Genomic DNA, 12373 nt, shown 5'->3' on the forward strand with positions numbered 1-12373 from the left:
GCCTGAGGTACAATTTTTTGATGTCCGTAGACATTTCGCCAGTCGCATTCGTCCGCGCAGAGGCTATATTCAACAGAACAGGAGGCCATATGACACGCACGCTTGCCCTTGTTTTCTCGGCACTATTCCCGCTGGCCGCCTTGGCCGCGGACGCAAATGCCCCTGCGGATGACAGCTTTGTGCGTCCCGTAGATGACAGCGATCTGAGCGATTTTCTCTGGACCCATCGCCCGATCGTTGTATTTGCCGATACCCCTGCAGACCCAAGGTTCCAGCAACAGATTGACATGCTGTTGGAGGGCGAAGCGGCAATGCGTGATCGCGACGTAATCGTATTGACCGATACCGATCCGTCGGCACGATCTCCGATACGGTCAAAACTGCGACCGCGCGGTTTCCAGATGGTATTTGTCGACAAGGATGGCGTCGTGAAACTGCGCAAACCCAGCCCATGGAGCGTGCGCGAGATTGGCCGCTCGATTGACAAGACGCCCTTACGTGAACGCGAAATTCGCGAACGGCGCGAAGGCGGCTGAACACCTGAAACTTGCCTTAAGGTCCCGACGGAAGCCGCCGAGAACCCTGACAGGTATGAAACAGGTGCGCACATGATCATTCGAACTCGATAATCACATCGTCAACGGCAAGGCCGTCGCCGGGACCAGCATTGATTTTGGAGACAACGCCTTTCTTCTCGGCGCGCAGGATGTTCTCCATCTTCATCGCCTCGACGGTGCAAAGCGCCTGACCCTCCTGTACCTCCTGCCCCACTTCGACATCGATCTTCACGATCAAGCCGGGCATCGGGCAGAGCAGCATCTTGGATGTATCAGGCGGCAGCTTCTCGGGCATCATCCGGGCCAATTCGGCCTGACGTGGGGTGCGAACATGCACCTTGAGATCCGCGCCGCGGTTGCGGATGCGGAAACCGCCCGACACTTTGCCGACCTTCAGAACCAGTGGGCTGCCATCGACATCGAGCACTGCAAGCTGATCGCCCGGTGTCCAATCGGAGGCAACACGGTGCTTCGTGCCATCTGCAAAGGACACGGTGGAGCCATCCTGATCGGCCTCTATCGCAACCTCGAACTCTTGCCCTTGCAGCGAGACGACCCAATCTGTTCCAACCTTGCGTTCATGATTGTCCATCCGCCCCGACACCCGTGTACGACGAATCTCGGCCACGCGGTGCATCGCTGCGCACGATGCAGCGACTCGGCGCAGGTCAGCTTCAGGCAATTCCACACCCTCAAATCCGTCAGGATACTCCTCGGCGATGAAGGCGGTCGTCATATCACCGCTAACGAATTTCGGGTGGTCCATAACCGCTGACAGGAACGGTAGATTGTGACCGATGCCTTCAACCTCAAAACTGTCGAGCGCCACACGCATGGCTTCGATCGCCTGCTCGCGGGTCGGCGCCCAAGTGCACAGCTTGGCGATCATCGGGTCATAATACATACTGATCTCGCCGCCTTCATAGACGCCGGTATCGTTACGTACAGCGCTATCCCCTTTGGGCGCATCGCCTTGCCATTTGTCATTCACCAGCAACGGGCCAGCGGCGATTTCCTGTGGTGGGCGATAACGGGTCAGGCGGCCAATCGAGGGCAAGAAGCCGCGATACGGATCCTCGGCATAAAGACGGTTCTCGATGGCCCAACCCGTCAAGGTCACGTCATCCTGAGTGATGGTCAGCTTTTCACCAGCAGCCACACGGATCATCTGTTCCACCAGATCAACACCGGTAATCAGCTCGGTCACAGGGTGTTCCACCTGAAGGCGGGTGTTCATTTCAAGGAAGTAAAAGTTCTTTTCCCCATCCACGATGAATTCGACCGTTCCAGCACTGGCATAGTCCACGGCCTTGGCCAGCGCGACCGCCTGTTCTCCCATCGCTTTTCGGGTTTCAGGATCAAGGAAGGGCGAAGGCGCCTCTTCCACAACCTTCTGGTTCCGGCGTTGGATCGAGCATTCACGCTCGCCCAAATAGATGCCGTTGCCATGACTGTCGCACAGGACCTGAATTTCGATGTGGCGCGGTTGGGTCACGAATTTCTCAATGAAAATCCGGTCGTCGCCAAAGGAATTTGCAGCCTCGTTCTTGGAAGATTGGAAGCCTTCCCGCGCTTCTTCATCATTCCACGCGATCCGCATGCCCTTACCACCGCCGCCAGCGCTGGCCTTGATCATCACCGGATACCCGATATCATTCGATATCTTCACCGCCTCATCAGCGTCTTCAATCAGCCCCATGTAGCCGGGGACTGTCGAAACCCCGGCCTCCTGTGCGATCTTCTTCGAGGTGATCTTATCACCCATGCTTTCGATCGCACCAACCGGTGGGCCAACAAAGGCGACGCCTTCGGCATCCAGCGCTTCAGCAAACTTGGAATTCTCGGACAGAAAGCCATAGCCGGGGTGGACAGCCTGCGCACCACTTTGACGGATGGCGTCCATTACCTTGTCGATGACAATGTATGACTGATTGGCCGGTGGTGGACCAATATGCACGGCCTCATCCGCCATCGACACGTGCAGGGCGTTCCTGTCAGCATCAGAATAGATGGCGACCGTGCCAATGCCCATCTTGCGGGCAGTCTTGATGACCCGGCAGGCAATCTCGCCCCGGTTTGCGATCAGGATCTTGTTGAACATGGAACGTCCTTTGGATTGAAGTTCTGGAAACGCAAAACGCCGCCGCAGGGTGTTGACCCCACGACGGCGTGATGCGTGATGACGGACAGGGCGTTGGCTGCCCCGATAAATTCAGCGTTAGTTACAGGTGTTTTGGGTTTTGCAGTACAGCACGTTCCCCGCAGCCCCGACCGCTGCGCCAAACAGCGGATCTGCATTGAGGACCGCAGCCCCAACCGCACCTGCGCCGCCACCGAGGATCGCCTGCTCGCCTGTTGTGTCACCACAGGCCGCAAGGCCGGCGCATGTCGCCAACGCAAGGAAGATTCGTGATTTTTGCATGTTTTCTGCCCTTTTTGGTTTCTCAAAGTCTTTGAGGGCAGATGCCGATTTCCGGCATTGTTATGCAATAACAGAGGTTGCAAACCACAGAATTGCGCAGTTTCTCGCCGTTTTTGGCCTGTGTTCGGCAAAAAGAAAACCGCGGACAGAACTCTGTGGGGAACACAAGCCTGCCCGCGGAAGGAAGGGGTACGGAATAGTAGGTGCTTGTGCGACGCAGGCAAAGTAGAGCCGCACGGCCTCTTCACTGTGCACAGCACAATTTGCAGCGCAAACCCGTCTTCGTTTCCGTTTGAGATTCCGGCTAAAACTTGCCCACCGGCAGCGCGTCCGCGCAACTTTGCGCCGACACCATATCGCCCTGCACCCCCGAATTCCCTGCTCATGCCAGTCACGTTCATGTGACGATACTCGGCCGGATGATGGCCAACACGGCGGTATACCTCACGCGTTGCTTTCGGCAGTCCACTAAGAAAATCTACAGGGGCCAGGCGCTTATCCTGAGCTTTCACCGAGCTGTGAAAGCACGAGCCATTCTTGACACGGTTACTTGAAAAACTGCGCAGAATTCCTCGCAGATTGGTGATTTTCCTCGGGCTCTTATGCGTGAAACGGTGCCGGTGCACACTCGCATACAAGGAAATATCCCCATGATAATAAAGGGCAAAACTGCTAGCCTGCTTGCTGCCAGCACGCTTTCCGTGACCGGAATGCAGGCCTTGGCGCAAGATGCACAAACTCAGGCTGAACTCGATGCGCTTCGCGCAAGAGTAGAGGCTTTGGAATCGTCCAAGCCCGGAGCCGGGACCGGTGATCTGAGGATCGGAAACACCACGCTTGACGTCTATGGCTATGTCAAAGCCGATTTCTTCTACGACTTCGAATATGATCAGGGCGACACAGCGTTTGTGAATGTCATAGGTGAGCCCTCGGCCGAAACCGATGGCACATTTGGTGCCACCGTTCGGCAATCGCGAATCGGACTGCGTACCAACACACCAAGCGGCATTGGCGACATCCAGGGTCAGATCGAAGTGGATGCTTTCGGCTCGGGCGGTACAGCAGAATTCCGCATTCGTCACGCGAATATCCGGATTGGTGAACAATGGCTCATCGGTCAGTACTGGACCAATTTCCAGCCTCTGGACACTTACCCCACCACAGTTGAGTTCAATGGACCGGTCGGCATCCCTTTTGCGCGTGTTCCTCAGGTTCGATACACTAACGGCTTCGGATCGAATACCACCTTTGCTGTTTCTGTAGAGGAAAACGTCGGAGGTTCGAACTCGGATGATCCGGTGCTGACTGGTGCGGTCGAGTATAACGACGGCAAATACCTGGCGCGCGCCTCGGTTTTGTACGGCAAAGCCCAATCCGGCGATGTCGAAGTGGATCAGACCGGCTTTACCCTTTCTGGTTCGATCCGTCCCTGGCAAGGTGGCCTGTTCCAAGTCAACTACGTCAACGGTGAAGCGATCGGCCCCTACCTGATCGGTTTGGGTGACGCGATTGTTGGCGGTCAGGCGAACGATGTCGACGGGTATACCATCGAGTTTCGTCAAGATTTGACCCCCAAATGGAACGTGGGCATCTCCTACGGTAAGGAAGATTACGACCTGCCCACCTCGACAGGAAGTTTGTCCTTCACCGAGCTTGAGACCATCCATGTCAATGCGTTCTACAAAGCAACTGACAATCTGACATTGAGCGCCGAATACATCTATGGCGAGCGGAACGATACGATTTCGGGTGACACTTTCGATGGCAACCGTATTCAGTTGGCCGCACAGCTGAACTTTTGACTTGCCCCAAGTGCCCTGCCTGTTCTCGGGCAGGGCTCCACCAATTTGGGTTGGTCGAACTTGATATGCAGCTGCGGTGGGCAAATTCAGCGTACCCCGTCGAAGATTTCTGGAAACGATAGACGAGCAACGTCCGGGTCGATCACCAACAGCGCGTCATAGCTGGCGGGATCAAACGGATCTTCAGCGGCGATCACTTCCCGCTCGAACAGCCAACTCAGTCGGCCTGCATCCAGGTTACCACGCTCGAACGGCTGATCACCAAACTGCGCCCATAGCGCTTCCATGAATGCGGCATCTGCACGCCTATCTGCAGGCTTGCGGTCCCGAAAACGTTCGCGCCTGGTCAAGGGTGTCACTCCCTTGGGATTGGCGCGCCGGATCGTGAACTGAAAGTCAGTCCCGGCCAAGCGGCCGGGGAAGCCACGGTGTTTCAACATTTCGACACCTCGCTGGTTAAGGCATTGAAATTACATGGGTGCAGACGACCCTGCCGGGATGAAAACACGATATGAACCTCCGATTTGTATATGGGCACCCTGTGACCGAGATCGCGTACTCTCATGGTCAGAGTCCCTCCCAGATACATTGGGATTGTTCCAGCCGATAGGCCTCAAAAAACTGCGTCGCGTCAGGCTCGGACGTGCCGAACTCCAGCGGTCGATCCGAGAACGAAATCACGACACGCGCAGGATCCAGATCGTGCAGCGCCACGTAAGGGACCGCAAGCGTCTGGCACAGATGCTCCATGTCGATCACTGCGACATCATAGGTGATGCGGCCCACGGTCGCCCCGATATTGGGAGCAATAAACCTGAAACGAACCCAGAGTTCCCCGGGATTGGTATCAAGCAGTACATTGCTGAGCTCTACTGGCTGACCCGATGGCACGGGCAATAGATTACTTGCCTGAACCGAACTAGTCATAGACATCGCCAATACCAGCGCGCTCCCCAGGAAGCGTCCAGCGCGAGCCAGCCCCTCCGAAGTTGCTTGCGCGGCAAACGCGCTTTTATGTCCAATCAAGTCGATCATGAAGCAAATCGGTTTGTTCCATCTAACTCTTAGAGCGGGATATTATCGTGCTTTTTCCATGGGTTCTTCAGCTGCTTTCCGCGCAGACTGGCAAAGGCACGCGATACGCGGCGACGGGTTGAGTGTGGCATGATCACTTCATCGATAAAGCCACGCTCGGCAGCGACAAAGGGGTTGGCAAACCGGTCTTCGTAATCCTGCGTGTGTTTCGCGATCTTATTCGCATCTCCAAGATCAGCACGATGGATGATCTCGGTGGCGCCCTTTGCACCCATCACTGCGATCTCGGCCGTGGGCCATGCATAGTTGAAATCCCCGCGCAGATGCTTCGATGCCATCACGTCATAAGCACCGCCATAGGCTTTGCGCGTGATCAGCGTGACCTTTGGCACTGTTGCCTCTCCATAAGCAAACAGCAGTTTCGCGCCATGCTTGATTACGCCGCCATATTCCTGTGACGTCCCCGGAAGAAAACCCGGCACGTCGACAAGCGTAAGGATCGGAATTTCAAAGCAATCGCAAAACCGTACAAAACGCGCAGCTTTGCGCGAGCTGTCGATATCAAGACACCCGGCAAGAACCATCGGTTGGTTTGCCACAACGCCTACGGTTTGTCCTTCAAGGCGGATAAAACCGGTGATGATGTTCTTGGCGTAATCTTCCTGAATTTCGTAGAAGTCGCCCTCGTCCGCGACTTTGGTGATGAGCTCCTTCATGTCGTAGGGCGTGTTAGGATTATCTGGGATCAGAGTGTCCAGCGACGTCTCGATCCGACCCGGCTCATCAAAGAAGGGACGAACCGGAGGCTTTTCGCGATTGTTGAGCGGCAGGAAATCGACCAACCGGCGGACCTCGGCCAGCGCCTCAACATCGTTTTCGAACGCCCCGTCCGCAACCGAGGATTTTTTGGTGTGAGTCGAAGCCCCACCCAGTTCCTCGGCGGTAACGACCTCATTTGTGACAGTCTTTACGACGTCCGGACCGGTCACAAACATGTATGAGGTGTCTTTGACCATGAATATAAAGTCGGTCATCGCAGGGCTATAGACTGCGCCACCAGCGCACGGCCCCATGATCACACTGATCTGAGGCACCACGCCCGAGGCCATGATGTTGCGTTGGAACACCTCGGCATACCCCGCCAGCGAGGCAACGCCTTCCTGAATGCGCGCGCCACCCGAGTCATTGATCCCGATCACCGGCGCTCCATTTTGAACCGCCATATCCATAATCTTGCAAATCTTCTGCGCATGGGTTTCGGACAGCGAGCCGCCAAACACGGTAAAGTCCTGACTGAAGACATAGACCATCCGGCCGTTGATCGTGCCCCAACCAGTGACCACGCCATCACCGGCTGGCTTTTGCTTTTCCATTCCGAAATCGGTGCAACGATGGCTGACAAACATGTCAAACTCTTCGAAGCTGCCTTCATCCACCAGCAGCTCGATCCGCTCGCGCGCTGTCAACTTGCCTCGGGCATGCTGTGCGTCAATGCGCCGTTGTCCACCCCCTAAGCGTGCATCGTTGCGGCGGCCCTCGAGTTCGGAAAGGATATCTTTCATGACGGTAGTCTCCCATGAGATTTTGCGGGACCATAACGATACGAATACCGAGACCAAAGAAGTTTTCGGCAAATTTGCAAACATAAGAAAATCAAGCAGGTGGTAATTGCAAATTTGTAAAGTTGTGTGACATCACAAACCCGCTCTTGGCATTCCCCCAAACTAAGTTCTAAGTGTGAACCATGCAGTTCAGTTCAACATCCATCAGCCGGACACCCCCGACCCTTACAACGCTAATATTGTTGTCGGGCCTGTCAGCGCTAAGCATGAACTTGTTCCTACCCAGTCTCCCCTTCATGGCCGCCTACTTTGAGGCAGATTACAAGCTGATGCAGCTATCGATTGCATTGTATCTTTTGGTCAACGCGGTCTTACAGATCATAATCGGTCCCATCGCCGACAAGGCGGGGCGCCGGCCTGTTCTTCTATGGGGACTCGCATTGTTCCTGCTTGCGACTCTGGGCTGCATCTACGCACCAACAATCGAGGTCTTTCTGGCATTCCGCATGAGTCAGGCCGTGATTGTCGTTGGCATCGTTCTTAGCCGTGCAGCGGTGCGGGACATGTTCACCCAGGACAAAGCCGCATCGATGCTTGGGTATGTCACAATGGGCATGGCTGTCGTCCCAATGATCGGACCTGCAGTTGGCGGTCTGCTTGAAGAGGCGTTCGGCTGGAAAGCTAATTTCTGGCTGCCCTTTGCGTTGGGCGCACTGGCCCTGTTGCTTACCTACCGTGACTTCGGCGAAACCGCCGCTGCCAGCGGCAAAACCTTGGTACAACAATTCCGCGAATATCCCGAGCTTTTGGCCTCCCCCCGATTCTGGGGCTACTCGCTCTCTTCTGCGTTTTCGTCTGGGGCGTTCTTCGCATATCTCGGTGGAGCACCTTTTATCGGAACCGAAGTGTTCGGCATGACAGCGGCAGAAGTTGGCATATATTTTGGCGCGCCCGCACTTGGCTACTTCTTCGGAAACTTCATCAGTGGTCGTTATTCTGTACGCTTTGGCGTGAACCGAATGGTCCTCTGGGGATGCTGGCTGAATGCTATCGGCGTAGCCATTTCCGCTTCCCTATTTTTAGCGGGCATTGGCACCGCGCTCAGTTTCTTTGGCCTGATGACCTTTGTTGGGCTTGGCAACGGCATGTCGATACCCAATGCGACCGCCGGGTCATTGTCTGTCCGGCCTCATCTGGCAGCCACCGCATCAGGCCTTAGCGGAGCGATCATGCTCGGCGGCGGCGCTGCCCTCAGCGCGTGGGCGGGCGCATTGCTGACACGCGAGACAGGTGCAATGCCATTGCTCTGGCTGATGCTGGGGACGTCTATTCTGGCTATTTGCGCTATCAGCAGCGTAATCTGGCGCGAGAAGCAATTGGGGCTTTAGAGGGCTTGCGCCAATCGGTTTGCAAAGTTAACTTGAGCAATTAGTTAAGTTGCAAAGAATCAACATGGCTACTCAAAAACTCTATGCGGGCGCAAAACTGCGTGAGATGCGGACCCGGTTATCTCTGACCCAAAAGGAGTTTGCAACAAAACTAGGCGTTTCTCTGCCATATTTAAACCAGATGGAGAACAACAACCGTCCGATTTCAACGACAGTTGTATTGGCGCTGGCGCAAGAGTTCGGCATGGACGTGACCGAGCTTAGCACGGGCGATAGTGAGCGCCTGGTCTCGGACATGCGCGAGGCGCTTGCCGATCCGGTTTTTGCTGACACCATGCCCCCATTGGCTGACCTGCGGCTGACTGCATCGAATGCCCCTGCGCTGGCCCGCGCATTTATTGAATTGCATCGAAGCTATCGCCAAACTCATGAACGTCTGGCTTCTTTGGACGAAGCATTAGGTCGGGAAGACGCCCGCATTCAAGCCAGCCCTTGGGAAGAAGTGCGCGATTTCTTTCACTATTGCGACAATTACATTGACGCCGTTGACCGGGCAGCCGAACGGTTCGCCAGTCGCGCTGATGAATTCGGTGGCATTCGTCAGGCAGCGATCAACAGCCTGACTGAACGAGGAATCCACGTCACCTTCACCGATACCGAGACCCTACGTAGCTACAACGCGGATGATAAGACACTGCGCCTTTCTTCACGCGCTGCTCCGCAGACACAAGTCTTCCAGCTTTTGCTACAGGTCGCGCTGATCAGTCAGGACAAACTGCTTGAGGCGACGCTCGACTTCGCGCGCTTCCAGAGTGAAGAGGCCCGTGCGATCGCCAAGATTGGCCTCGCAAACTACTTCGCCGGGGCGTCCCTAATGCCATATGGTCTGTTCTTAAGTGCTGCGCAGGACTATCGTCACGATCTGGAATTGCTCAGCAATCGGTTCGGGGCATCCATCGAACAGGTCGCGCATCGTCTTTCCACTTTGCAGCGACCGGGGGCCAAAGGCATCCCGTTCTTCTTTGTGCGGGTCGATCAGGCCGGAACGATCACTAAACGCCATTCGGCCACTCGACTTCAATTCGCACGCTTCGGCGGGGCCTGCCCCTTGTGGAACGTCCACCGTGCCTTTGAAACTCCGGGCCACTTTCTGCAGCAGCTGGCAGAAACACCAGACGGTGTACGATATATCTCACTTGCGCGCGATGTATCGAAATCCGGAGGTTCCTTCGGCGCGCCTGTTCGTCGCTATGCCATCGCATTGGGGTGTGAAGTACGCCATGCCGAAGCATTGGTTTACGCCGACAATCTCGATATTAACAATGCCAGTGCCTACGAACCGATCGGCATCTCCTGTCGCATATGCGAACGCCAGACCTGTCATCAGCGTTCAGTACCGCCACTCGAACGCCGCCTGACCATCAACTCCGATATCCGCAGTATCCTTCCATACGAAGTCACCTGATCTTCATCTGGCCTGAAATACTCCGGGGGAGTCGCGGCTTGCCGCGACGGGGGCAGAGCCCCCGCCTATTCGTCAGCTTTTTGACAGGATCGCCCAGATTTGATCCTTGAGCACAGCTCGTTTCTTGCGCAACTCAACCTCGGCCAACTCTTCCATTGGCTCAACATTGGTTTCAGCTCGATGCACTACGCGATTGACCTCATGATATTCATCCGCAAGCCTCGCAAAATGGGCGTCCGTTTGCTTGAGCTGGCTTATGGTGTCGATCTTATCGGGAAACTCTTCAGCCAGTTCATGCGGGGTGTGCGACATCCTGTTAACTCCTCAATGTTGCGTTACATCGGAGAGATAAACATGGTTATCTCTCACCGCTTTGACGCCAATCAAATTCCTCGATAATTCTCTGCGAGCTACCTCTACTAATAGAACCGGATCAACGCTGCGCCGTGGCCCATCTCGGGCTGATCCAAGGCGCGTCATTTGCTTTGGCCAATGGCTCCTTGTCCAGCAGGTGATCCGACATTTTTTCCCCTACCATAATCGAAGGCGCATTCAGGTTTCCGTTGGTAATCTGAGGGAAAATCGAACTATCCGCGACGCGCAGCCCGTCCACCCCAATCACACGACCATGCGGGTCAACAACTGCAGTCTTGTCATCCGCGCGCCCCATTCGGCAGGTTCCACAGGGATGATAGGCGCTTTCCGCGTGCTCCGCGATGAACGCGTCAAGCTGCTCATCCGTCTGTACGTCTTTACCCGGCTGGATCTCCTTGCCGGCAAACGGCTTGAAAGCATCCTGCCCGAAGATTTCGCGCGTCAGGCGTATGCATGACCGAAAATCCTCCCAGTCCTTATCATGGCTCATGTAGTTGAAACGGATCACTGGGGCATCCTCAACCCGTGCCGAGCGCAGTGTGACAGCCCCCCGAGACGGCGAACGCATTGGTCCCACATGCGCTTGGAAACCGTGCCCCTCAGCCGCTGCCTGACCGTCATAACGCACCGCGATAGGGAGGAAATGGTACTGAATGTCGGGATATTCGACACCAGGTTTCGAGCGAATGAACGCCGCACTCTCGAACTGGTTCGACGCGCCTAGGCCGGTTTTTGTGAACAGCCACTGCGCCCCGATCAAACCTTTGCTGATAAGGTTCCAATGTTTGTAGAGCGTGATCGGCTGCAGCGAGGCTTGCTGGATGTATAGCTCAAGATGGTCCTGCAAATTGGCGCCAACACCAGGTCGATCCGCGACCACTTCGATTCCATGTTCGTTCAAATGCACCGCCGAACCGATCCCCGACAGCATCAGCAACTTGGGAGAATTGATAGATGACGCGGCCAATATGACCTCACGCCTTGCCGCAATAATTTCTTTCTTGCCGCCGCGGATCAATTCGACGCCGGTGGCGCGGCCGTCATTGATGATCACGCGTGCGGCGAGACCCCGAACAATGTCACAATTTTCACGTTTCAAAGCAGGCTTCAGATACGCGTTTGCCGCCGACCAACGCCGTCCTTTCCAGACGGTCTGCTCCATCGGCCCAAAGCCTTCTTGTTTTTCACCGTTGTAATCTCCGGTGACCTCATATCCCGCCTGCTGCCCCGCATCGACAAAGGCTTTGAACAGCGGGTTTTCACGGGGTCCGCGCGACACATGCAATGGCCCGTCAGTCCCGCGCCATGCGTGATCGCCACCATGGCCACCATCATGCCAGGTTTCCATGCGTTTGTAGTACGGCAGCACATCCGCATAGGACCAACCATCCGCACCCATATCCGCCCAGGTGTCGAAATCCCGTGCGTGGCCTCGCACATAGACCATTCCATTGATCGACGAAGACCCGCCAATCACCTTGCCGCGTGGGCAAACAAGGCGGCGATTGTTCAAATAAGGCTCGGGCTCGGATTTATAGCCCCAGTCATAGCGCGACATGTTCATCGGATAGCTGAGAGCGGCTGGCATCTGGATGAATGGGCCCGCATCGGTGCCGCCATGTTCGATCACCAGAACCGAGGCACCGGCCTCACTTAGTCGATACGCCATCGCACAACCGGCGGACCCAGCGCCAACGATGACAAAATCTGCTTCCATATTCGTGTCTCCATTTCCACGCAGGCTAAGATTTTTCGGCCAAAAATCTT

General features: G+C 55.7%; 11 protein-coding genes. 4 read left to right on the forward strand and 7 right to left on the reverse strand.

Annotated features, from left to right (window positions below):
* Positions 1 to 89 precede the first annotated feature (89 nt).
* A complete protein-coding gene (locus ACR0DU_RS11710; RefSeq protein WP_010441940.1) occupies positions 90 to 536 on the forward strand; it encodes a DUF4174 domain-containing protein in 447 nt (148 codons plus the stop codon).
* A 76-nt stretch (positions 537 to 612) separates the two neighbouring features.
* Here the strand turns inward: ACR0DU_RS11710 and ACR0DU_RS11715 are convergent, their stop codons facing one another.
* Positions 613 to 2658: an ATP-binding protein gene (locus ACR0DU_RS11715; protein WP_480874728.1), complete on the reverse strand. Its 2046-nt coding sequence runs from the start codon at positions 2656 to 2658 to the stop codon at positions 613 to 615.
* Positions 2659 to 2775: 117 nt separating this feature from the next.
* Positions 2776 to 2979 carry a hypothetical protein gene (locus tag ACR0DU_RS11720; protein ID WP_170540911.1) on the reverse strand — a complete coding sequence of 68 codons (204 nt, stop codon included), beginning with the start codon at positions 2977 to 2979 and terminating at the stop codon, positions 2776 to 2778.
* A gap of 650 nt (positions 2980 to 3629) precedes the next feature.
* Between ACR0DU_RS11720 and ACR0DU_RS11725 the strand changes: the two genes are divergently transcribed.
* Entirely contained in the window at positions 3630 to 4781 is a 1152-nt protein-coding gene (locus tag ACR0DU_RS11725; RefSeq protein WP_010441937.1) for a DcaP family trimeric outer membrane transporter, read from the forward strand.
* An 86-nt stretch (positions 4782 to 4867) separates the two neighbouring features.
* Here the strand turns inward: ACR0DU_RS11725 and ACR0DU_RS11730 are convergent, their stop codons facing one another.
* The 3 genes from ACR0DU_RS11730 to ACR0DU_RS11740 form a co-directional block, all read right to left on the reverse strand.
* Positions 4868 to 5221 (reverse strand): hypothetical protein, encoded by a 354-nt coding sequence (locus ACR0DU_RS11730; RefSeq protein WP_480715373.1) that lies wholly within the window; start codon positions 5219 to 5221, stop codon positions 4868 to 4870.
* Positions 5222 to 5348: 127 nt separating this feature from the next.
* Entirely contained in the window at positions 5349 to 5816 is a 468-nt protein-coding gene (locus ACR0DU_RS11735; RefSeq protein ID WP_170540916.1) for a DUF6497 family protein, read from the reverse strand.
* A gap of 29 nt (positions 5817 to 5845) precedes the next feature.
* The gene (locus ACR0DU_RS11740; protein ID WP_480874733.1) at positions 5846 to 7378 is read right to left on the reverse strand and encodes an acyl-CoA carboxylase subunit beta; all 1533 of its coding nucleotides are present in this window, start codon (positions 7376 to 7378) and stop codon (positions 5846 to 5848) included.
* A 182-nt stretch (positions 7379 to 7560) separates the two neighbouring features.
* On the opposite strand from ACR0DU_RS11740, the gene ACR0DU_RS11745 reads away from it, so the two are divergent.
* Positions 7561 to 8766, forward strand: a complete 1206-nt coding sequence (locus tag ACR0DU_RS11745) for a multidrug effflux MFS transporter (RefSeq protein WP_480874736.1) — start codon at positions 7561 to 7563, stop codon at positions 8764 to 8766.
* Positions 8767 to 8830: 64 nt separating this feature from the next.
* The gene (locus tag ACR0DU_RS11750) at positions 8831 to 10231 is read left to right on the forward strand and encodes a helix-turn-helix domain-containing protein (protein ID WP_170472520.1); all 1401 of its coding nucleotides are present in this window, start codon (positions 8831 to 8833) and stop codon (positions 10229 to 10231) included.
* Between the two features lie 72 nt (positions 10232 to 10303).
* On the opposite strand, the gene ACR0DU_RS11755 is transcribed toward ACR0DU_RS11750, so the two are convergent.
* Together ACR0DU_RS11755 and betA are read right to left on the reverse strand one after the other, a co-directional pair.
* On the reverse strand, positions 10304 to 10543 hold the full coding sequence (locus ACR0DU_RS11755; RefSeq protein ID WP_010441930.1) for an HP1242/YdcH family protein: 240 nt from the start codon (positions 10541 to 10543) through the stop codon (positions 10304 to 10306).
* Positions 10544 to 10664: 121 nt separating this feature from the next.
* Positions 10665 to 12323: a choline dehydrogenase gene (betA, locus tag ACR0DU_RS11760; RefSeq protein ID WP_170703380.1), complete on the reverse strand. Its 1659-nt coding sequence runs from the start codon at positions 12321 to 12323 to the stop codon at positions 10665 to 10667.
* Positions 12324 to 12373 lie beyond the last annotated feature (50 nt).

The organism is Ruegeria sp. G2 (assembly GCF_056533505.1).